The organism is Streptomyces mexicanus (genome assembly GCF_902506575.1).
In the GTDB taxonomy this organism is placed as follows: Bacteria; Actinomycetota; Actinomycetes; order Streptomycetales; family Streptomycetaceae; genus Streptomyces; species Streptomyces mexicanus.
Window position 1 is genome coordinate 1,648,810 of the sequence record NZ_LR732544.1, and the last position, 21,340, is coordinate 1,670,149.

Consider the following 21,340-nt stretch of genomic DNA (forward strand, 5'->3'; position numbering starts at 1 on the left):
CCACACAGGAGTGACACGTTGCGAATACCGAGGTTGTCCAGACCCGACCATGGGCGGACACCCATGCGTCTGGCCGTTGTTGTCTCCGCTGTGGCGGCGATGGTGGGCGCGGGTCTGCCCCTCGCCCTGGACGCGACGGCGAAGCCGGCCGACACGGCGTCACACGGGAAGAAGCCTTCTGTCGAGCAGGTGTGCGGTACGCCCCGGCCCGGCAAGGTCTCCTGTTTCGCCATGCGGCGCACGGACGTTGCCGGAAGGAAGGGAGTCCTCGCGGCCACCACGACCCCCAGTGGCTGGGGCGCGGCGGACCTGCGGAGTGCGTACAACCTGCCGGCTGACGGCGGCGGGGGCCGGACCGTGGCCGTCGTGGTCGCCTACGACGACCCGACGGCCGAGTCCGACCTGGCCGTCTACCGCGCCCAGTACGGCCTGCCGGCGTGCACCACCGGCAACGGCTGCCTGCGCAAGATCGACCAGCGGGGCGGCACCGACTACCCCGAGGCCGACCCCGGATGGGCAGCTGAGACGTCGCTCGACCTGGACATGGTCTCCGCGGCCGCGCCCGACGCCCATATCCTGCTGGTCGAGGCGGACACCGACGAATTCGAGAACATCTTCGCCGCCGTCGACCAGGCCGTCGCCCAGGGAGCCCAGTACGTCTCCAACTCCTACGGGAGCGCGTACGACGGGACGCCCGGAAGCGGTGAGGACCCCGCCGAGACGGCCGAGTTCGACGCCCACTACGACCATCCGGGCGTCGCGATGGTCGCCTCCTCCGGCGACTACGGCTACGGCGTCACGTATCCGGCGGCCTCGCAGCATGTGACCGCCGTCGGCGGCACAGCGCTCAAGAAGGACCCCGACAGTGCCCGCGGCTGGTCCGAATCGGTGTGGTACAACGCCTACGGTGCCCCGGGATCGGGCTGCTCGGCGTACGAGCCCAAGCCCGCCTTCCAGACCGACACCGGATGCGACACGCGGTCGGTGTCGGACGTGTCGGCCGTCGCCGACCCGCTCACCGGTGTGGCGGTCTACCAGACCTACGGCAGCGACGGCTGGGGGGTGATGGGCGGCACCAGCGCCGCCGCCCCGATCATCACGGGCGTCTACGCCGCCGCCGACGCTCCCGACGCGCACACCTACCCCAACTCCTACCCGTACTTCACCTCCTCCGGCCTCAACGACGTCACCAGCGGTGCCAACGGCAGCTGCGCCGCCGGCCGTCCGTGCACCGCCGGGGCCGGCTACGACGGCCCGACCGGCCTCGGCACCCCCAACGGCCTGACCGCCTTCCGCAGTTACCCGCACGGTGAGATCAGCGGTACCGTCACCGACTCCGCGGGGACACCGCTGACCGGGGTGTCGGTCACCGCCGGCGACTACCGGACCACCACGGACGGCAAGGGCCACTACGCCTTCGTCCTGCCGCCCGGCAGCTATGACCTCACCGCCGCCGCCTACGGCTACCACAGCGGGACGGCCACGGGCGTGGCCGTCACCGAAGGCGGCTCGGTCACCGAGAAGTTCGTGCTGGTCGCGGTGCCCCACCAGACCGTCACCGGCAAGGTCACCGACGGCTCCGGCCACGGCTGGCCGCTGTACGCCACGGTCACCGCCGACGGCGTGCCCGGCGCACCGGTCTTCACCGACCCCTACACCGGCACCTACAAGCTCCAGCTCCCCGAGGGCCATGACTACACCCTGAAGTTCGCCGCGCGATACCCGGGTTACCAGGCGGTGACCAAGAACGTCACCGTCGCGGACTCCTCACGGACCGTCGACGTCGCCGTCCCGGTGGACGCCAAGGCGGCCACCGCCGCGGGCTATGCGACGAAGAGGAGCGGTCCCATCGAGTCGTTCGACTCCACGACCGCCGCGCCGGACGGCTGGAGCGTCGTCGACGCGGACGGCACGACCGGCGGCTGGGAGTTCTCCGACGCGGGCAACCGGGGCAACCGCACCGGGGGCAGCGGCGCCTTCGCCATGGTCGACAGCGACCACATCGGTGGCGGCAAGCACCAGGACAGCACGCTGCTCAGCCCCGTCTACGACTTCAGCGGCTACACCTCGCCCCGGGTCTCGTTCGACACGGACTACGAGGGGTACGACGGCCAGAGCGGCAGTGTCGACATCACCACCGACGGCGGTGCCACCTGGACCACGGTGTGGTCGCGGACCACCAACGTGACGGACCACATCGATCTCCCGCTCACCGCCTACGCCGGTGCCAAGGCCGTCCAGCTGCGGTTCCACTTCACCGCCACCTGGGGCTGGTGGTGGGAGCTGGACGACGTCTTCGTCGGCGAGCAGCACTACGGCCCGGTGGACGGCGGCCTGGTGGCGGGCACCGTCACCGACGCCAACACCGGTCAGGGCATCGTCGGAGCCACCGTCACCGACGGCGACGCCGCCGCGCAGTCGGGCGTGACCGCCGCCACTTCGGACGACCCGGGGCTCGGCGACGGCTTCTACTGGCTGTTCTCCGACACCCCCGGCCGGCACTCCTTCACGGCGACGAAGGGCGCGTACACCTCCGCCGACAGCACCGTGCGGGTGACGGCGGACAGCACCACCGAGGCCACCTACTCACTCGAGGCCGGACAGCTCACCCTCACCCCCGCGGCCGTCGACAAGACGCTGGCCTGGGGAGCCACCGGTACCCAGAAGCTGACCGTGACCAACACCGGCCGCGTCCCCGCCACCTTCACCCTCGGGGAATGGCCGGGTGGCTTCCGGCAGCAGGCCGCCCAGGGCGCACCGCTCCAGGTGGTGCCGGTCGACCCTTCGCCGCTGCGGGAGCGGACCGGCAGGTCCGCCGCCGGACCGACGGCGGCACCCGCGGCCGCCGGTGACGCCTGGAAGCCGGTGGCGGATCTGCCGGTGGGCTCCTCGGACAACGCGGTCGCCGCGGACGGCGGCAAGCTCTACTCCGCCTTCGGCTTCAACGGGACCACCTACACCTCGGACCTGTACGGCTACGACCCCGGCTCGGGCGCCTGGACGAAGCTGTCCTCGGCGGCCGACGGCCGCGGGGCACCGGCCAAGGGCTTCATCGACGGCAAGCTCTACGCCGTCGGCGGCTGGGGTGCCGACGGATCGCTCGACGCGAAAACGGAGATCTACGACCCGTCGTCCGACACCTGGACCACCGGCGCCCCCTCGCCCAAGCCCGCCGCGGCCTCCGGCAGCGCGGTCCTGGACGGCAAGCTGTACGTCGTCGGCGGCTGCCTCGCCTCCTCCTGCGGCACCACCGACGTCTATGCCTACGACCCGTCCACCGACAACTGGTCGCGGATGGCCGCCTACCCCGAGCCCGTCTCCTGGACCGCCTGCGGTGCGATCGACGGCGTGCTCTACTGCGCCGGCGGTACGGCCGACAGCGGCGACACGAAGCACGCCTACGCCTACGACCCCGTGTCCGACAGCTGGTCGCGGATCGCCGATCTGCCGACCACGCTCTGGGGTTCCGCCTACACCGCCGCGAACGGGCTGCTGCTCACCGTCGGCGGCAGGGTGCCCGGCGGCGTGACCAACCAGAGCTTCGCCTTCGACCCCCGGGCCGGTACCTGGGGCGCCCTGCCCAATGCCGACACCCCGGTCTACCGCGGCGGTGGCGCACCTGGCTTCTACAGCGTCGGCGGCAAGAACAACAACCTCATCGGCGCCAAGCCGACCGCCGCCGTCAAGGTACTGCCCGGTTACGACCAGGCCGGTGCGGGCAAGGGCGTGACCTGGCTCGGCGTCGACACCCGGCGGGTGACCCTCGCCCCGGGGGCCGCCACCACCGTGGTGGTCTCCCTGGACGCCGCGGTCGCCGAGGTCACCCAGCCGGGCACGTACACCGCGCGGCTCAGCGTGGGCACCGACACCCCGTACCACGCCTCCGAGATCCCGGTGACCATGCACGTCGAGCCGCCGAAGAGCTGGGGCAAGTACGCCGGTACGGTCCTCGGCTCCGACGGTGCGGACGGGACGGCACCGCTCGCCGGGGCCACCGTCCAGATCGACGGCAAGGCATCCGACTACACCCTGAAGACCGCCAAGGACGGCACCTTCGCGCTGTGGCTGGACGCCCGTGGCGCTCCGCTCACCGTGACCGTGGCCAAGGACGGCTACCAGCCGGCCGTCGCCAAGGTGAAGCTCACGAAGGGAGAGACGACCACCGGTGACTTCACCCTGAGGAAGGCACCGTGATCACCGCCCACAGCGGCTGAACAGCCCGACGTCCCCGATGCGCCCAGCGCATCGCGGCGTCAGGCCGCTCTCGGTGCGCAGTTCAGTGCCGGTACGGCGGCGGGACCACGCGGCATGACCGCCGACCGCGAGGACGGCCGGCGCCACGGTGGCGACGCAGCAGGTACTTGTGGTGACCGGACAGCACCAGCTCGCCGCGCTGGTTGTGGAGGGTGGCCGCCGTGACAACGACGCCGGCGTCGCCGTCCGGCTCCAGACCGGTGATGGTCAGAGCCGGGTAGAGCGTGTCCCCGGAGTGCACTTCGGCCGTGAACGCGAGCACCTGCAGACCGTGCACCGCCCGTGCCGAGTGTCCGTGTCCGCCGCGCCCACTCGGCGTCGTAGTGCACGGGGTGGTTGTCCGCGCAGACCGTCCGGAAAGCCGCGGCGTGGGCGTCGGTCAGGGTGCGGCTGGGGGCGATGGGCGAGTTCGGCCCGGGCGCCCGCGCGCAAGGAGGCCGATGCGAAAAGAACGTACGGCCGCCGAAGGACCCGCGACACCGGGGGTGAAAGAGGCCGGAAAGGCCCCCAGGGGCGTACGGCGCGCTGGTTACGCTGGCGGACATGTCTGCACTCCGCGCGATGCCACTGCTCACGGTGAGCGATCTCGATTCCGCAGTGGAAGCCCACATCCGGGTCACCGGGATGGAAGTGATCATGAATCACGGCTGGATCGCCACCCTCGCTCCGCCGGCCGACCGCTCCGTACAGGTCAGCCTCATCACCAAGGACCCCACCGGGCCGGTGAATCCGGCGGCCTCCATCGAGGTGGAGGACCTCGACGCGGCCCTCGCGGGGGCCCGCGCCGCCGGTCTGGAGATCCTCTACGGGCCCGCGGACGAGGAGTGGGGCGTACGGCGCTTCTTCTACCGGGACCGCGACGGCAACGTCATCAACGTCCTCGCCCACCTCTGACCGCCGTGGCGCCCGCCTTCCGCCGCCTCGCCCGCCCGTGCCGGACTCGGCGTACCGCCCGCGCGCGGGAGACCGGCCGCGCCCGCCGCTGACTCATGGCCGAGCTGACGTGGTCATGATGTGGCGGGTGCGCTCGCGCAGCAACGCGTGGGTGCGATCGTGGTGGTTGCGCGGATGCCATGCCATGCCGATCGCGATGTCCGGCAGTGCCAGGGGGATCGGGAAAGTGCGCAGCCCGAGGGCGGCCAGCATCGAGCGGCCCAGTCGGGCCGGGGCGGCGCAGACCACATCGGTTTCGCGGGCCAGGCGCAGCGCGCTCGCAAAACTGGGAACCACCGCGATGATGCGCCGGCTCAGGCCCATGCCCGCCAGCTGCTCGTCGATGGGGCCGTGGGCCCGCCCGCGCCGGGAGACGACGATGTGATCGGCGGCAGCGAACCGCTTCGGCGTGACGGTCTTGAGCTTCGTCAGCGGATGCTCGGGCCGCACCGCGCCGATCAGCGTCTCGGTGAGCAACGTCTCCGCGTGGAGCTCGGGGGCGCAGCGCGCGGCCTTCAGCGGCAGCCGTTCGCTGGTCTCGCCGGTGATCAGGGGCCGGTGGGCCTTGCCCGTTCGTCCCCGGGCGCGGTGCGCGGTGGCGAGGCCAGCGTCGCACTCACCAGGCTGCGTACGGACTCCTTGTCGAGGCTGACGCCGTAGAACAGGCTGCGGAACAACATCAGTCCGGCCCACATGTCCAACACGGTGGAGACGTCCGCGTCCTGTGGGAGGGCACCGCGCTCGACCGCGCGGTCGAGCACCTCGACCGACTGCTTCTTGCGCTGCTCGATGAGTTCCTCGACCAGGCGCCGGCCGAGTTCGGGGTCGGCCGCCGCGTCCGAGACGAGCGCCGGCAGGACCAGCCTGACCTTGGGCGAGCCGTAGATCTCCGCGAGGGTCTCGGCCACAGCGACGATTTCCTCCTTGCTGTCGCCGATGTCGGCGACGGGCACCTCCGGCAGTTGGACGCGCACGGCATCGAGTACCAGAGCCGCCTTGTTGGCCCACGACCGGTAGATGGTCGCCTTGCCGACAGCGGCCTCCTGCGCGATGCCTCCGATCGACAGCCGGGAGTAGCCCAGGGTTCCGAGCATCCGCAGCGTCGTCGAGAGGATGCGCTCACGTGCCTCCAGGTCCCGCCTACGCTGACCCTGCTCGTCCGACACCGGCGAGAGGGTTCTCTTCTGTCCCATGGGGTGATGAGTACTCCGATCGTGCATCGTGGCGGCACGCACCGCTCCGACAGAGTTTCAGAACGAGTCGTCTCGTTCCAGCATGATGAAAGACACCGCGCCATTACGCAAGCCCGAAGACAAAACTGTCACGAGGCCTCCACGTACTGCTCAGGTCTGCGTGAAGGCCTCGAAGGGTGCCCGTGCAACGGGCGGTCCCGCCCCGGTCACGACGGCCGGCGAACCGTGGCTTCCCTCTCCGCGAGCCAACCGGAGATCCGTTCGGCGATCGCCGCGCCGCGGCGGGCCCACCGGACATGGTCCACCCGGTCCCCTCCGTCGGGTCGGTAGTGCCAGCGGGTCACGTCGGCCGCCGGGAGGCTCGCGCACAGCCGGTCGACCGCGCCCTGGGGCGCGAGGTGGTCGCCGGCCACCGAAACCGCCAGCACCGGCAGGGTGACCTCACCGAGGCGAGCCTCGTAGTCGAAGCCGGCTCCGGCGGGCGCGAGGCGGCCGGTACGGCAGATCCGGGCCCAGTCGCGCATCAGCCGGGCCGGCTGACGGCCGCCGAAGCCGAGCCTGTGGCCCGGCCAGAATCCCCACAGGGCGGAGATGAGTGCGACGAGTTGAGTGGACGCCAGCACCCGGTACCGGGCCGCGCCGCGGAAGCCGCGAAAGTCCACCGGGCCGGCCGCGACGAGGAGCAGGCCGTCCACCGACTCGGGCTCGCGGGCCAGGTGCAGAACGCTGACCTGGCCGCCGATGCTGTGCCCGAGCGGGTACAGCGGCACGCCGGGGCCGAAGCGCCGGCGTACGGCGTCGAGGACCGCCGGCCAGTCGCGGCAGGCCAGTTCGTGGTAGCCGTAGCGCGTGCCGCGTCCGGGCGGGGGGCCGCTCGCGCCCTGGCCCCGCAGGTCGACTGCGACCGCGGCGATACCCAGGGCCACCAGACGTGCGCGGAACGGGTCGTAGTAGGAGGCGTCCACGCCGAGCGCCGGCCAGATCACGATCACCGCACGCGGCGGACCGGCGGGGATGCCGACGCGTGCCGCGAGCGTGGGCGCGGACTGCGCGCCCGCCGGCGAGGGGGGCCCGGCGGTCTGGCGGCCCGGCCCGCCCGCGGCCCCCGTCAGCGGGATCCGCCAGATCTCCGGCAGTGCTTCGCCCTCCCCCGGCCCGGGCATCACAGCGCCCCGTCGAGCAGCATGTACGCCAGCCGTGCCTCCTGCGTCTCGCGGGACCACCGCTGCGCGGCCTCCATCCGCTCCTGGACGCCGGTGTCGACCAGGCGGCGGCCCGGCCAGATCTCGTAGTCGCCGAGCAGGTGGCCGTGTTCGGCGAGGCCTTCCTGGAACAGGGACTCACGGCGGAAGAGGACCTCGGCCATGGGAAGTTTCTCCCAGAGGTCGCGGCCCTGCTGGATGAGGGACAGGAGGTGGGGCCGCTGGTCGGGACGGCGGGTGAGGTGGTCGCGGATGACGGCGCTGCCCACGGCGAGATGGCGGATCTCGTCCATGTTGGCGCCCCGTTCGACGAGGGCCGCGGACGGGTCCAGCACCTTCCACTTGCGCTCGCTCAGTTCGGCCGCGGGCGCGAGCACGCCCTCCACCAGGACGGTCAGCACCAGCACACCGCCGTAGAAGTCTCCCTGGTCGCGCAGGACGTGCAGGCCGAACTCCTCCAGCGGGTCCAGGACGGCCGCCCCCGAGGAGGCCGCGGTCCGGGCGATCGCCCCCGGCACCTCGTCGGCCGGGACTCCCGCCTTGATCAGGTGTTCCCTGAAGACGCGCGCGTGCCGGGCCTCGTCGATCAGTTGCGTGGAGAAGAACTCCAGGCAGTCGTTGTCCGGCGCGTGGAAGACGAGGAAGGACAGCGCGCGGGCCGCCTTCTCCTCGGCGAGAGTGCGGAAGGTGAACTCGTCGACGAGGGCGTCGTGCAGCGGGCCGGGGCGAGTGACCGCCTCGGTGGGAGCGTCCGCGCGCACCGTGCCGTCCGCCAGCCTGCGCAGCATGGAACCGGCCACGTGCTCGATCCAGTACGGCAGATTGCAGGTGGCGGGGGTGAGCTCCAGACTGCGGGCACCCTCCAGGACGCCCGGAGCGGCATCCCAGTCGGCCTCGACGGGCACCGCGGGGAGCTGGGTCATGGTGTGGTCCTCATTTCGTGCGGGGAGTTGCTCTCGGTGGTCGTGGGCTTCATACGGCGCTGATCGCCCGGAGCAGATGCCAGACCGCCCCGATCCGGACCCGGTCCTGGAATGCCACGTACTCGGGCTCGATCACCTGCGGAGCCCACTTGAGCTTGAAGGCCTCCTGGGTGCGGGCGGGATACAGCGCCGCACCGCGTCGGGCCACCTGCCGCAGCGCCCGCGTCAGCAGCGGTGACGCGGTGGGCGGTTCGAGGTCCTGGTGGAGTCCGGCGAACGGGGTCAGGCCCAGGTGCAGCCAGCGCGCGCCCTCGTCGGCGAACGCGGTCAGCGCCGTCAGGTTGATCAGTTCGATGGTGCCGACCGGGGCCCGCGGTGAGCGGCGGGTGAGGTCGTACAGCCATCCCGGGCGGCTGCCCCAGACGGGCGAGTAGGTGATGTAGGCGACGGTGATCCCGTGCCGGCGGGCGAGGAAGGTGCGGCGCAAGGCCCCTCCCGGGCCGCTGCGTTCGCCGACCAGGAACGACAGCTCCTTGACGTGCCGGCCCTTGGCCCGCAGCCAGGCGCGGTCGATGTCGTCCAGGGACCGCTGGTCGGCGAGGTCGTCGGGGCCCGCTTCCACGACCGTCACTCCCTCACGGCGCGCGCGGGAGACGTTCTGGCGGATCTTGGCCAGGGGTTTGCCGCGGAGCGTGAAACGGCCCAGGTCGATGGCGTAGGAACTGCCGATCTGGTTCACCGCGAAGCCACGCTCAAGGTACAGCGGCAGGTCGGCCCGGCGGAGTTGGATGGCCGTCAGCACGGTGCCCCGGCCCAGATGCCGCAGATAGTCGTCCAGGAGGTCGCCGCGCGCGGACGGCGGGGCGAAGGGGGCGGCGAACTGGATGTGGTGGCGCCGGCCGGGCAGGTGGGCAACGATTCCGGGCACCGTGTCGCTGCGGTAGTGCCGGGTGCCCGTGTTGACCGCGAGGAAGGCGCTGGGGTGGTCGGCGTACTCTCTGAGGGCGTCGAGCGCGCCCGGCGCCTCGGCCGGGGCGCTCATGTCGCCGACCGGGCGGGCCGGGCCTCGCGTGGACGCTGTGCGCCGGCACCGGACTGGAGGTCGTTCTCCAGCCGTACGAAGGCGGGGTGCGGCTTCGGTTCGAAGGCCACGGCGAAGGGCTTGAGGAAGTTCCCGAGCAGCCCGCGGTCGCCGCACAGGTGGATGGGGACGGCGAGCAGGGCCCATTCGGGGCGCACCAGCCAGGCCCACAGGGCGACGACCGCTCCCGCGGTGAGCCAGCTGTGCATGGTGTTGTACAGGACGTAGTACACGCGCGGGATCCCCCCTCCGGCCGCGCGGCGGTGGGCCAGGGCGCCGGGCAGGTAGCCGATGAGGTCGATGTACGCGAACAGGGCCAGGGCGACCGGCCAGCGCACCTCGTCGAGGTGCCACAGGAACAGGCCGGCGCTCAGGGCCAGGCCGACGCAGTACTCGGCGCGCAGCAGCCCGAAGGTGGTGGGCGTCTCGAAGCGGTTCACGGCATCCATCACGCCGCCCTTCCGCTGACGCCCTCGGCCGACGGCCCGCCGCCCGCCGCCCGAAGGTCCCCCGCTCCCCGGAGTTCCTCAGCGCCTGCCGTGTCCTGTGGCCCCTGTTCTGCCAGCAGCGTCCGCAGAATGTGCTCGATCGTCTCCCGCAGCACCCGCTCCGCCACCGGGTCCACGATCCCCGCCAGACTCGGCAGGCCGAAGTCGAACGTCGCGGTGAAGCGGACCTGCGCGGTGCCGTGCGGCCCGGCCGCGATGTCCCACCGGCCGTCGAAGGACTCGAAGTCCCCCTCGGTCTGGCGGAAGGCGATGGACAGGTCCCGGTCGTCGAAGACGTCCTCCTCGCTCCAGGCGAGGACGCCGTTGCGGAAGTCGACCTCCCAGTCGCTCAGGACGGGCGAGCCGGACGTGGCCGGGTGGACGGTGACGGAGCGGACCGTGTCGACGAGGTCCGGGTAGCGGGCGAAGTCGCGGACCCGCTCGTAGGCTTCGTGAGGGGACAGGCGGGTGTCGCCGTAGAGCAGTTCCACCGAACGCATGGAGTGGGTCCTTTCGATGCGGGTGCCGGACTAGGCGGCGGGAAAGCGCCGGGCCAGCGCGCGGAAGGCGCCGTCGAGCGCCTCGCCCAGGTGGTCCAGTTCGGGCTCGTCGAGCACGGCCGGCGGTGTGAGGCGTACGACGGTGTGCGCGTTGAGGGAGTGATTGGCGATCACCTCACGGGAGAGGAGTTCCAGCAGGAACTCCCCCGCCAGGCCCGTCTCGTGGAACTCGACGCCGATGAGCAGGCCGAGGCCGCGGACGTCGCGCACCAGGTGCGGGCAGTGGCGGGTCACGGCGGACCGAAGCAGGCTCAGGATGCGCCCGCCGAGGAGGGAAGCGCGCTCGACGAGCCCCTCGTCCTCGATGACTTCGATCGCGGCCTCGGCGGCGGCCATGGCCAGGGGCGCGCCGGAGAAGGTGGAGGTGTGCAGGAACGGGTCACGGTCGAAGGCGGCGAAGGCCTCGGCGGTGGCGACGGCCGCGGCGACGGGGACCACCCCGCCGCTGAGGGCCTTGCCGACGAGCAGCACGTCGGGGGTGACGCCCTCGCGGTCGGCTCCCCACCATGCGCCGAGGCGGCCGAGGCCCGTCATCACCTCGTCCAGGACGAAGAAGGCTCCGGAGGCGGCACAGGCCGCCGCCACCTCCTTGAGGTAACCCTCGGGAGGCACCAGGACGCCCGCCTCGCTCTGCACGGGCTCCACGATCACGACGGTGTCGGAGGCGTCGGCGCCCAGCGCGTCGCGCAGCGCGTCCGCGTCGCCGTAGGGCACGTGCGTGGTGTGCGGCAGCAGGGGGGTGAACGGGTCGCGGTAGAGCCGCTTGCCGGTGGCGGACAAGGCGCCGAGGGTCTTGCCGTGGAAGCCGCCCGAGGTCGCCAGGATGCGCCGGTGGCCCCGGGTGCGAGCCAGCTTCAGGGCTGTCTCCACGGCCTCGGCACCGGAGTTGGTGAAGTGCACCCGCTCGAGTCCCGCCGGGGCCACCCGGGCCAGGGCGGCCGCCGCGTGCGCGGCCCGCGGCTCCAGCAACAGCCGGGTCGCCAACGGGTGGGTGCGCAGTTGCCGTTCCACGGCGGCGACGATCCGCGGGTGGCAGGCGCCGGCGAGGAAGACGCCGTAACCGCCGCAGTTGAGGTAGGCGCGCCCGTCCTCGGTGCGCACCCAGGAACCGGCGGAGGCGACCTCGACCTGTCCGCCGAACATCTCGCCGAGCTTTCCCCGCCCGCGGCTGAGGTGCCGCTTGTACAGCAGGGCGGTCTCGCGGCCTTCGGTACCCGCCATCACCGCACCCGCAGGGGTGCGCCGTCGTGGTGGTCGACCAGCGCCTGGGCGGTGGCCCCGCGCGAGGGCGGGTGGAAGGCCAGGGCACGGCTGACGGCCAGCAGGTGGCCGATGTCCGGGGTGGTGGCAAAAGCCAGGCCGCCCAGCAGTTCGGCGGCCCGGTCGGCCGCGCAGACGAGGAGTTCCTGCACGGCGTAGCGGGCGGTGAGGACGGTGGCGAGCTCGTCGTTGCCGACCGTGTGTTCGTCGACGATCCGGGCGACGTTCTCCGCCAGGCCGATCGCCGCCTCCACCCCGGTCAGCAGCGCCGCCCGGTCGGTGGCGCTGCCCTTGCCCGTGCGCAGGGCGCTCTCGGCGAGCCGGGCCACGGCTCCGGTGTAGACGCTGGTGACCAGCAGCTCGAACCACACGAACCCGACGGTCTGCAGGGTGTCGAGGCCGGTGCCCAGCTCGACCTGGGGCCGCAGCATCAGCTCTTCGGGGATGCGCACGTCCTCCAGGACGACCTCGTCGCTCTCGGCGCCGGCCAGGAAGGGCGCCTGCCAGAAGGGGCGGCGGGTGATGCCCGGGGAGTCGGCGGGCACCAGGGCCACGCCGAGTTCGGTGCCGCCGTCCTCGCCGGGCAGGGCGACGCTCGCGGTGATGAGGTTCATCGACGCCGACAGGCTGCAGGGCTTCTTGCTGCCGCTGACCAGGTAGCCGCCCTCGACGGGCACCGCGAGGACGCCCGAGTCGAGGACGCCCGCCCCGGTGCGGCCCTCGGCGAACGCGGAGCTGACCAGCAGCCGGTCACGGGCGATGCCCTCGATGACCAGCCACTCCAGGCCGCTCGCGTGGGCGGACTCGACCAGTGCGACCAGGCTCGCCACGGAGAAGTTGTGCATCGCGGTGGCCACGCCGAGGGAGGGCGACAGGGCACCCAGCGCCCGGGACACCCGTGCGGCCTGCAGCGCGCTCGCCCCCGCTCCGCCGTACGGCGTGGGCACGAGCAGGCCCGGTCCGGCGTGCCGGCGGAAGAGTTCCGGGCCGGGGCTGCCGGACGACTCCAGTTCCATCAGGGGAACGTCGGCCAGGGCCTCGGTGAGCCCCGGCAGGTACTTCTCGCATGCCTCGCGTGCGCTGTCCATGCCGCGCATCACGCGGACACCTCCTGTACGTCGGCGTCGTCCGACCCGGCCTGCGCGAAGACCGCCGCGCCGGGTCGCACTCCGCGGGCCACGCTGACTCCCTGCAGGTGGGAGGTGCGCAGGATCGGGTAGTTGGCCTCGCCGCCCGGGCCGCCGGTCAATCCGGTGCCGCCGTGGGTGGGCAGCAGGGGCAGGAAGCCGATGTGGGAGTCGTTGACCTTGAGCAGCCCGCCGTTGCGGATCAGGCGCAGGAAGGTGTCGACGGTTCGCTCGCTGCCGGACCACAGCGAGTTGCGCAGCCCGTACTCGTTGGTGTTGACGAAGTCGGCGACCGCCACGAGGAGTTCGGCGTCGCCGGTGTCCTCGGGCACGACCACGGGCAGCAGCGGGAAGAACGTCTCATGGCGTACGGCGTCCAGGTCGCGCGCCGTCTTCAGGCCGTTCACGCGCAGCACGGTGGGCTCCAGGAAGAGCCCTCGGGTGTCGTCGGGCCGCCCGTGCACATCCAGGCGCCGGCCGCCGCACACCAGCTCGGCGCCGGCTTCGGTGGCCTGGCCGAGGACGTCGTAGAACCTGTCGGGGCGCAGGACGGGCGACAGCAGCGCGTCGGGTGCCTCCGGAGGGCCGGGCCTGATCGCGGCGGCCCGCTTGCGCAGCCGGGCGAGGAGTTCGTCGGCGACGCGGGGGTGGACGACGGCGCAGTTGGGCACCATGCAGATCTGCCCGGAGCCGTAGAAGGCCTCGGCGAGGGCGTCGGCGGCCAGGTCGAGGTCCGCGTCGTGCCAGACGACGCAGATGTCGTTGCCCGAGAGTTCGAGGACGGGCTTCTTGCCCCGGGCGACGCACTCGGCGCCGAAGGCGATGCCCTGCTCACTGCTGCCGAAGTACATGATGTCGTCGACCACAGGGCTGGCGAGCCACTGGTCGAGGGTGCCGCGGGCCTCGGAGCACAGCACCGACAGAGCGGCCGCGGGGGCTCCCGCCCGTTCGAGGGCGGGGGCGATCAGCTCGCGCAGCGCGTACATCACGCCGAGGGGCGCGCTGCGCGGCGCGCGCACGACGAGGGCGTTGCCGGCCGCGAGCGCCCAGATGCCGAGCAGGGCGTTGGCGACGGTGGCGTTCTGCGGCGGGTTGAGGCAGACGACCCCGTCGGCGACCCGGCGGACCTGGAGGGTGCGCGGGCCGTCCTGGGCGGTGTACCGCATCTGTCCGGCGAGGAAGGACCTGGTGGCGGCGCCGGTGTTGGCGAGCATGCCGGCCGCCTCCCAGCGGGCCAGGGCCCTGGGATGCCCCTCGGCGATCATCAGGTCGACGAGGGTGTCGTGGTGGGCGCGCACCAGGTCGTGGAACTCCTCCACCACCCGCATGCGGCGTTCCAGGGGCGCCGCCGACCAGGTCCGTGCCGCGCCGGCCGCGAGCTCCAGCGCGGCGTTCATGTCGTCGGCGTCGGCGGTGGCGCACCGGCCGACGACGTCACCGCCGGCCTCGTCGAGCGAGAGGCGGCCCCGCTCCAGGCCGCGCTTGAGGCGGATGGCGCCGAAGAAGTCCTCCAGCATGGCGGAGGCGCGCAACGTGTAGATCCACTGCCGCCCGGGCTGTTCGGTGCCGCCGAGGTAGGAGCCGTAGCTGAGCACGGGCCTCACCGCTCCCCGTACTGGGCGACGGCGTCGTCGAAGGCGGCGGCCAGCGCGGTGATCCGCTCGCCGTCCTCGAACATCGTGAAGTGGTGGCCGGGGACCTTCTGCACCCGCAGCCGGCCGGTGATGTGGTCCTGCCACAGCGACTTGTCGCGCACGTTGATGCGCAATGCGTCGAGCAGCTCCGCCGGCTCGGACTCCTCCGCCTGCAGCAGCAGGATGTCGCCGTCGAAGGGGCGGTCGGGGTAGTAGGTCTTGAGCATGTCGTGGTTGGCCTGCCAGATCCTCAGGAAACCCTCCTCGCGCAGGACGTCGACGTCGACGCCGCGCATCAGGGAGGTCTGTTCGGACAGCACGTCGAACGCCGCGTCGAACTCCCCAGGGCTCAGGCGTCCGCCGACGTAGCTCTCGGGCACGTGGGTGTCGAGCATCAGCACCGGCTCGACCCGTTCGCCGGCGGCCTGGAGCTGCACGGCCATCTCGAAGGCGACGTTGCCGCCGAAGGAGTAGCCACCGAGCCGGTAGGGGCCGTGCGGCCGCACCGACCGGACGCGCTCGACGTACAGGGCGGCGAGGTCGCGCAGGGTCGCGGGACGCCGGCCGGTCCCGGCGGCGGGGAAGGACAGCGCGGTCAGCGGGACGGTGGAGTGCGAGACCTCGGCGAGCCGGACGTACAGCAGGTTGGTGCCGCCCGCCGGGTGCACCAGGAACAGGGGTGCGCCGTCGCCCTCGCGGACCGTGACCAGTCCGCGTCCGGTGGGTTCCCCGTCCCGGGCAGCGCGCACGGCTTCGGCCATCCGGCTCGGGGTGCGCAGGGTGCCGAAGGCGTCGAGGTCCAGGGTGACGCCGAAACGGTTCCGGAAGACACTGACGATCTCCACGGCGAGCAGCGAGTCCCCGCCGAGGTCGTGGTAGTCGTCCTCCGGGGCGATCCCGCGGACGCCCAGGTGCTCTTCCAGTACGGCGGTTACCTGCTCCAGCACGCCGTCGTCGGTGCCGGTCTCCGCCGCGGTGGTGACGGAGCCCGGCACCGGTGTGGCCGGCGGCCGCTCGGTGGACGGCTGCTGCCGGACCGGCCGGGGGGTGTCCGGCTCGATCCAGTGGCGCCGGGGGCGCAGGGGGTGGCCCGGCAGGGCGACCTTGCGGGCGAGGGGGAACGCCACGTCACCGTCCGGGAGTCGGCCGTTGGCCCCGTCGGCGATCAGCGCGTCGAGTCCCGCCCGCACTTCGTCGAGGTCCCCGGCGGTGAACGTGTGCGCCACCGGCTGCCGGGTACGGCCCGCGAAGAGGGTGTACGCGAGGTCGGCGAACCGGATCCCGGGGTGCTCGTCGAGGTGGGCGCGCAGCCGGCGGGCGAGGTCGCCGAGGGCACCGGCGTCGCGTGCGGACAGCACGATCGGGTACGGCGTCGCCCCCTGGTCCCGATCGGCGGGCGGGGCGGCGGGTGCCTGCACCAGAACACAGTGCGCGTTGGTTCCCCCGATGCCGAACGAGCTCACCGCGGCGGCCCGCAGCGGCTCGGCGTCGAAGCGGACCGCGGCGCGCGGCACCTCGTACGGCAGCCGGTCCAGCTGGAGGAACGGGTTGGGCTCGCTGATGTTGATCTGCGGCGGCACCGTCTGGTGGTGCAGCACGAGCACGGCCTTGATCAGTCCGGTGACCCCCGCGGCGGCGTCCAGGTGGCCGAGGTTGGCCTTGAGGCTGCCGATGAGGGTGCCCTCGGCGGGCGTGCCGGCGGCGCGGGGCGCGGCGGCGAGCGAACTCAGCTCCAGCGGGTCGCCGACCGCCGTGCCGGTGCCGTGGGTCTCGATGTAGCCGATGTCGCCGCCCGGGACCCCGGAGCCCTCGATCGCCCTGCGGATGACGGCCTGCTGCCCCGCCGTGCCCGGCGCGGTGTAGCCGATCTTCGCCGAGCCGTCGTTGTTGAGGGCGCTGCCGCGGATGACGGCGTAGATCCGGTCGCCGTCACGGCGGGCGTCGGCCAGCCGCTTGAGGACGACGACCCCGCAGCCGTTGCCCTTGATCGTGCCGGAGGACTGTGCGTCGAACACCCGGCAGTGCCCGTCGCGGGAGAGGATGCCGCCCTCCTGGTAGTCGTAACCGGCGGTCTGCGGGAAGCTGATGCTCACGCCCCCGGCAAGCGCCGCGTCCACCTCGCCGTCGTTCAGGGCCCGGCAGGCCAGGTGCACCGCGGTGAGGGAACTGGAGCAGGCCGTCTGCACGGTCATCGCGGGGCCGCTCAGGCCGAGTTTGTAGGCGACGCGGGTGGCGAGGAAGTCCTTGTCGTTGCCGAGCAGCACCGGGTAGGTCAGCGCGCCGTCCGCGTGCTCGGCCGAGCGCAGGACGTTGAAGAGCAGGTACGTCGAAAGGCTCCCGGCCGCGTACACGGCCACCTTCGCCCCGCCCCCGGTGACCAGGCCCGCGTCCTCGGCGGCCTCCCAGGCGCAGGTGAGCAGCACCCGGTGCTGCGGATCCATCAGGCGGGCGTCGCGCGGGGTGACGCCGAAGAAGTCCGCGTCGAACAGGTCGGCGTCGGCGAGGTCGGCGCCGTAGGGCACGCGGGTGGGCGCGTCCACGTCCGCCGGGCTGACTCCGGCGTTCGTCATCTCCTCGGCGGAAAAGCGCCTCACGGCCTCGCCTCCGGACAGCAGCAGCTCCCACAGTTCGGGCACGCTCGCGGCGCCCGGGAACCGGCCGGCCATGCCGACGACGGCGATCGGGCCGGTGAAGGGATCGGGCTGGTCAGGCATGAGTGTTCCCCCGTATGGCGTCTATGTGGGCGGCGAGCTGCCGCGTGGTGGTGTGCGTGAAGAGCTCGATCATTTCCAGGCCGTCGACGTCCAGCCGCTCCCGCAGCCGTCGGTGCACCTCGACGACGTGCATGGACGAGCCGCCGATGTCGAAGAAGTTGTCGTCGGGCCCGAACGTCGCTGCCGGCAGCACGCTGCGCCAGACGTCCTCGACGACGTCGACGGTGGAGGCGGTGTCGGCGGTGGAGGCGGACTGTGCTGCCGAGGCCGGCCCCGGCACCGCGTCGGCGGCCGACGGCGGCCAGGGCAGGGCCCCGTCGTCGACCTTGCCGTTGACGGTCAGCGGCAGCGCCTCCACGCGGACGATGCTCGACGGCATCATGTACGGCGGCAGCAGCCGACGCAGCACGGAGCGCACCTCGGCGTCGCCGGGCAGCCCTCGGCCGGCGAGGAAGGCGACGAGCGAGGGATGGTCCGCGTCCCGTTCGTCCAGACGCACCGCGCACTCCTGGGCGCCGGGCAGCGCCAGCAGCGCGGATTCGACCTCGCCCAGCTCGATGCGGAAACCCCGCAGTTGGACCTGTTTGTCGATGCGCCCGAGATGGACCAGGGTGCCGTCCGGCCGGACCAGGCCGAGGTCCCCGGAGCGGTAGACGACCGCGCCGTCCCGCACCGGGAAGCGCTCGGCGGTCAGCTCGGGGCGGGCCAGATAGCCGCGGGTGACACCGGCGCCGCCGATGATCATCTCGCCGGGCACGCCCGGCGGGCACAGGTGTCCGTCCTCGTCGACGACGCGCACCGTCAGGTCGGACAGCGGCCGTCCGATGGCGGAGGCCGTCTCGTACTGCGCGTCCTGCTCGGTGACCGGGTGGTAGGTGACGTGCACGGTCGTCTCGGTGATGCCGTACATGTTGATCAGCCGGGTGCGGCGCCCCATGAGCGTGAACCAGGGCTGCAGCGCCGCGTACCGCAGTGCCTCACCGCCGAAGACGACGTACCGCAGGGCGAGGGCGTCGCGGTCCTCCGGGCGCAGCACCTTCAAAAGCTGGCCGAAGGCGGACGGCGTCTGGTTGAGGACGGTGACCTGCTCACGCACGAGGAAGTCGCGGAAGGAGTCGGGCGACTTGGCGACGGTCTCGGGGACGACGGCCAGGCGTCCGCCGTACAGCAGCGCGCCGAAGATCTCCCAGACGGAGAAGTCGAAGGCGTACGAGTGGAACAGGCTCCACACGTCACGCGGGCCGAAGCCGAAGTGTTCCTCGGTCGCGCGCAGCAGCCGCATCACGTTGCGGTGGGTGACCTGGACGCCCTTGGGCCGGCCGGTGGATCCGGAGGTGAAGATGACGTAGGCGTCAGCGTCCGGGTCGGCCGGCTGCCGGGGCGCCGGTCCGGCCGGGCCGGGAGCGAGGAGGTCGTCGGCGTGCAGGGCCGTGGTGCCGAGGCCGTGCCAGCGCGCCTCGTCCTCGACGACGGGCAGGCCGTCGGGGAAGCTGCGCAGGATCTGTTCGATGCGCGCGGTGGGCGAGCCCGGGTCCAGCGGTACGTAGGTCTTGCGGGCCTTGAGGACGCCGAGGATCACGGCGACCAGCGCGGTGCCCCGGCGCATGGCGATGCCCACGTGCTGTCCGGGCACCTCCCGCACGAGCCGGGCCGCGATCCGGTCGGACAGCTCGTCGAGTTCGGCGTAGGTCAGCCGGTCCTCGCCCGCGGCGACCGCCGTGCGGCCGGGGAGCCGGTGCGCGATCTTGGTGAACCAGGCGTCCAGGGACCGGTCGACCTTGTGCGCCGGGCGCGCCACGTGCGGGTTGACCAAGTAGTCGAGTTGGGCCTCGGCCTGCGGGGAGAGCGCCGGGATGTCGGTGAGGGCGAGGGCGGGATCGGCCTGGACGCTGTCGAGGACGGTGCGCATCACGGACAGCGGATCGGTGGTCTACTGCTCGTGCGAGCACTCGACGTTGACGGTGAAGGAGTGGCCGAAGTCCTCCACGTTCATGGACAGCGGGTACTTGACCAGTCGCCGCGGCTGGATGAGCCACTCCACCTCGCAGCCCGCCAGGCGCAGCCGGAGTGGCTCCTTGTAGTAGGTGAAGGTGTTGTCCGTGCTGAGCATGCCGCCGACGGCCCGGGGGCAGACCTCGCGGGCCGCGGCGGCGAGGTCGAAGTTCTGGTGGCGCAGCATGCCGGTCGTCGTGGCCTGCACCGAGCGGCACAGGTCGGCGAAGGTGTCGTGCTCGGTGAGGTCCACGGCCAGCGGCAGGGTGTTCACGAAGTACCCGTACGCCTGCTTCTGGCGCAGTCCGCGACGGCCCGCCAGGGGCAGCCCGGTGACCAGCCGGCGGCCGCCGGTGCAGCGGGCGTAGGCCACCAGGTAGGCGGCCAGGAAGTAGGAGAACGGTGTGCAGCCGAGTTCCTTGGCCTGCTGCCGGATGCGGTCGCTGGTGGCGCCGTCCAGACGCAGACGCCGCTCCTCGCCGAGCAGGGCTCCGTCGGGGGCGCGGCGGCCCTGGAGACGGTCGTCGCCCAAGGTGGTGAGGTGTTCCAGCTGCTTGCGGAAGAAGGCCACCGCGTCGGGGCGCGGCGGGAGCGGGGTGACCAGCTCGCCGGGGTCGTCCTGGGTGGCCGGGGAGAGTTCGGCGTCCGGGTCGGCGTACAGCCGCTCCAGCTCCGCGACGAAGTTGAAGTAGGAGTAGCCGTCCAGGACGATGTGCGAGAACAGCAGGGCCGCGTAGACGGCGTGGTCGTCCTGGTAGAGCGTGAAGTGGTACTGCTCGGGGGCGTCGGGCGGCAGCGGGGTGTCGGCGCGCTCGGCCAGTCGCCGGGCGACCTCCTCGCGTTGGTCGCCGCTGAGCCTGATCAGCGGGATGTCCTCGGCACGGGGCTCGGGTCGGGGCCGGTGTACGGCGAGGACCTGTCCTTTGTGTTGTTCGAAGACGGTGTTGAGGGCGCGGATGCCACGGCCGAGCCGGGCGAGCGCGATGCGCAGCCGGTCGATGTCGACGTCGCCGGTGATCCGGTAGGCACCGGCGAGGTTGAAGGCCGCGTTGTTGGTGAAGAGCTGGGTGTGGGTGTAGAGCTTGAGCTGCGCCGGAGTGGCCGGCCGTGCCGAGCGGCACTCAGTCATGCGGGTTTCTCTCTTCGTCCGTCTCTTCGTGTTCACGGGCCGGTCAGTGAGCCGGCTTGCTGATGTCCCAGGCGACGGTGCGCGCGAGCCTGCGCGGCAGATGGCGCAGGCCCCACGCGGCGATCTTGTAGCGGAGGCTGGGGATGCTGACGACCGTGCCCTTCTCGAGGTCTTTCAGGGCGGTACGGACCACGTCGTCGGCGCTCAGCCACAGCCAGGGCGGCGGGAAGCTGGTGGGGATTCCCGCGCGCTGGTGGAACTCCGTCCGGGTGTAGCCGGGCAACAGGGCCGTCATCCGCACTCCGGCGGAAGTGACCTGGTGCGAGGAGGCGAGGGACTCGGTGAAGGCGATGATCCAGGCCTTGCTGGCCGGGTAGGTGGAGCTGAGCCAGGCCGGTCCGAGTCCGGCGACGCTGGCCACGTTGAGGATGGCTCCGGCACGGCGCTCGGTCATCGCGGTCAGGGCGGCGTCGGTCAGCCGCAGGACGGCGCGGACGTTGAGGTCGAGCAGGCGCTCCTCGGCGGCGATGCCCGTTGCCAGGAAGGGCCGCTCGTAGCCGATGCCGGCGTTGTTGACGAGCAGATCGACGGCGGGCTCGGCCCTGAGGCGATCGGTGACCGCGCCGCAGCCCTCGTCACTGGTCAGGTCGGCCGGGATGATCTCGACGTCGACTCCCTGCTCGCGCAGGTCCTCGGCACGCTCCTTGAGATCGGTCTCGGAACGTGCCACGAGAACGAGGTCGTAGCCCCGTGCCGCGAGATGACGGGCGAAGGCGCTGCCCAGTCCGGCGGTGGCTCCGGTGACGAGGGCGGTGGGCATGGCGGTGACTCCCAGTCGTGGCGGGTGGGG

The 21,340-nt window shown here is 72.3% G+C and carries 17 protein-coding genes; 2 read left to right on the forward strand and 15 right to left on the reverse strand.

Annotated elements, in window-relative coordinates; all coding sequences use genetic code 11:
* The first annotated feature begins 63 nt into the window (after positions 1-63).
* Complete coding sequence (locus GV126_RS07420) at positions 64-4,194, forward strand: carboxypeptidase regulatory-like domain-containing protein (RefSeq protein ID WP_159663797.1); 4,131 nt, start codon at positions 64-66, stop codon at positions 4,192-4,194.
* Between the two features lie 82 nt (positions 4,195-4,276).
* On the opposite strand, the gene GV126_RS36280 is transcribed toward GV126_RS07420, so the two are convergent.
* Positions 4,277-4,516 carry a hotdog family protein gene (locus tag GV126_RS36280; protein ID WP_236569916.1) on the reverse strand — a complete coding sequence of 80 codons (240 nt, stop codon included), beginning with the start codon at positions 4,514-4,516 and terminating at the stop codon, positions 4,277-4,279.
* A gap of 281 nt (positions 4,517-4,797) precedes the next feature.
* On the opposite strand from GV126_RS36280, the gene GV126_RS07430 reads away from it, so the two are divergent.
* Positions 4,798-5,148 carry a VOC family protein gene (locus tag GV126_RS07430; RefSeq protein ID WP_236569917.1) on the forward strand — a complete coding sequence of 117 codons (351 nt, stop codon included), beginning with the start codon at positions 4,798-4,800 and terminating at the stop codon, positions 5,146-5,148.
* A gap of 93 nt (positions 5,149-5,241) precedes the next feature.
* On the opposite strand, the gene GV126_RS07435 is transcribed toward GV126_RS07430, so the two are convergent.
* The 14 genes from GV126_RS07435 to GV126_RS07500 all read right to left on the reverse strand — a co-directional run.
* Entirely contained in the window at positions 5,242-5,739 is a 498-nt protein-coding gene (locus GV126_RS07435) for a LysR substrate-binding domain-containing protein (RefSeq protein ID WP_268977489.1), read from the reverse strand.
* Positions 5,736-6,380, reverse strand: a complete 645-nt coding sequence (locus GV126_RS07440) for a TetR/AcrR family transcriptional regulator (protein ID WP_185947141.1) — start codon at positions 6,378-6,380, stop codon at positions 5,736-5,738. Before GV126_RS07440 ends, GV126_RS07435 begins: the two co-directional genes overlap by 4 nt.
* 206 nt (positions 6,381-6,586) lie before the next feature.
* Positions 6,587-7,543 (reverse strand): alpha/beta hydrolase family protein, encoded by a 957-nt coding sequence (locus GV126_RS07445; protein ID WP_159663801.1) that lies wholly within the window; start codon positions 7,541-7,543, stop codon positions 6,587-6,589.
* Entirely contained in the window at positions 7,543-8,505 is a 963-nt protein-coding gene (locus GV126_RS07450) for a VlmB-like protein (protein WP_159663803.1), read from the reverse strand. Before GV126_RS07450 ends, GV126_RS07445 begins: the two co-directional genes overlap by 1 nt.
* A 49-nt stretch (positions 8,506-8,554) precedes the next feature.
* Positions 8,555-9,547, reverse strand: a complete 993-nt coding sequence (locus tag GV126_RS07455) for a DUF2156 domain-containing protein (RefSeq protein ID WP_159663805.1) — start codon at positions 9,545-9,547, stop codon at positions 8,555-8,557.
* On the reverse strand, positions 9,544-10,035 hold the full coding sequence (locus tag GV126_RS07460) for a hypothetical protein (RefSeq protein WP_159663807.1): 492 nt from the start codon (positions 10,033-10,035) through the stop codon (positions 9,544-9,546). The genes GV126_RS07455 and GV126_RS07460 overlap by 4 nt, the downstream gene beginning before the upstream one ends.
* On the reverse strand, positions 10,035-10,574 hold the full coding sequence (locus tag GV126_RS07465; protein WP_159663809.1) for a type II toxin-antitoxin system RatA family toxin: 540 nt from the start codon (positions 10,572-10,574) through the stop codon (positions 10,035-10,037). The genes GV126_RS07460 and GV126_RS07465 overlap by 1 nt, the downstream gene beginning before the upstream one ends.
* A 30-nt stretch (positions 10,575-10,604) precedes the next feature.
* Positions 10,605-11,855, reverse strand: coding sequence for an aspartate aminotransferase family protein (locus GV126_RS07470; protein WP_159663811.1), 1,251 nt, complete (start codon positions 11,853-11,855; stop codon positions 10,605-10,607).
* Entirely contained in the window at positions 11,855-12,982 is a 1,128-nt protein-coding gene (locus GV126_RS07475) for an acyl-CoA dehydrogenase family protein (protein ID WP_236569918.1), read from the reverse strand. Before GV126_RS07475 ends, GV126_RS07470 begins: the two co-directional genes overlap by 1 nt.
* 8 nt (positions 12,983-12,990) lie before the next feature.
* Positions 12,991-14,616: an aldehyde dehydrogenase family protein gene (locus GV126_RS07480; RefSeq protein WP_236569919.1), complete on the reverse strand. Its 1,626-nt coding sequence runs from the start codon at positions 14,614-14,616 to the stop codon at positions 12,991-12,993.
* A gap of 5 nt (positions 14,617-14,621) precedes the next feature.
* Positions 14,622-17,369, reverse strand: a complete 2,748-nt coding sequence (locus GV126_RS07485) for a beta-ketoacyl synthase N-terminal-like domain-containing protein (RefSeq protein ID WP_159663815.1) — start codon at positions 17,367-17,369, stop codon at positions 14,622-14,624.
* Entirely contained in the window at positions 17,362-19,278 is a 1,917-nt protein-coding gene (locus GV126_RS07490) for an amino acid adenylation domain-containing protein (protein ID WP_159663817.1), read from the reverse strand. The genes GV126_RS07485 and GV126_RS07490 overlap by 8 nt, the downstream gene beginning before the upstream one ends.
* A gap of 21 nt (positions 19,279-19,299) precedes the next feature.
* Positions 19,300-20,490 (reverse strand): condensation domain-containing protein, encoded by a 1,191-nt coding sequence (locus GV126_RS07495; RefSeq protein WP_159663819.1) that lies wholly within the window; start codon positions 20,488-20,490, stop codon positions 19,300-19,302.
* A gap of 43 nt (positions 20,491-20,533) precedes the next feature.
* The coding region (locus GV126_RS07500; protein ID WP_236569920.1) for an SDR family NAD(P)-dependent oxidoreductase at positions 20,534-21,340 on the reverse strand (807 nt) is incomplete at its 5' end.

Excerpts from the sequence above, each read along its gene's own strand:
- GV126_RS07460 (WP_159663807.1), bottom strand. The coding sequence starts at position 10,035 with ATGGATGCCGTGAACCGCTTCGAGACGCCCACCACCTTCGGGCTGCTG.
- GV126_RS07420 (WP_159663797.1), top strand. The coding sequence starts at position 64 with ATGCGTCTGGCCGTTGTTGTCTCCGCTGTGGCGGCGATGGTGGGCGCG.
- GV126_RS07485 (WP_159663815.1), bottom strand. The coding sequence starts at position 17,369 with ATGCCTGACCAGCCCGATCCCTTCACCGGCCCGATCGCCGTCGTCGGC.
- GV126_RS07440 (WP_185947141.1), bottom strand. The coding sequence starts at position 6,380 with ATGGGACAGAAGAGAACCCTCTCGCCGGTGTCGGACGAGCAGGGTCAG.
- GV126_RS07450 (WP_159663803.1), bottom strand. The coding sequence starts at position 8,505 with ATGACCCAGCTCCCCGCGGTGCCCGTCGAGGCCGACTGGGATGCCGCT.
- GV126_RS07455 (WP_159663805.1), bottom strand. The coding sequence starts at position 9,547 with ATGAGCGCCCCGGCCGAGGCGCCGGGCGCGCTCGACGCCCTCAGAGAG.
- GV126_RS07495 (WP_159663819.1), bottom strand. The coding sequence starts at position 20,490 with ATGACTGAGTGCCGCTCGGCACGGCCGGCCACTCCGGCGCAGCTCAAG.
- GV126_RS07490 (WP_159663817.1), bottom strand. The coding sequence starts at position 19,278 with ATGCGCACCGTCCTCGACAGCGTCCAGGCCGATCCCGCCCTCGCCCTC.
- GV126_RS07430 (WP_236569917.1), top strand. The coding sequence starts at position 4,798 with ATGTCTGCACTCCGCGCGATGCCACTGCTCACGGTGAGCGATCTCGAT.
- GV126_RS07475 (WP_236569918.1), bottom strand. The coding sequence starts at position 12,982 with ATGGACAGCGCACGCGAGGCATGCGAGAAGTACCTGCCGGGGCTCACC.
- GV126_RS07465 (WP_159663809.1), bottom strand. The coding sequence starts at position 10,574 with ATGCGTTCGGTGGAACTGCTCTACGGCGACACCCGCCTGTCCCCTCAC.
- GV126_RS07445 (WP_159663801.1), bottom strand. The coding sequence starts at position 7,543 with ATGCCCGGGCCGGGGGAGGGCGAAGCACTGCCGGAGATCTGGCGGATC.
- GV126_RS07470 (WP_159663811.1), bottom strand. The coding sequence starts at position 11,855 with ATGGCGGGTACCGAAGGCCGCGAGACCGCCCTGCTGTACAAGCGGCAC.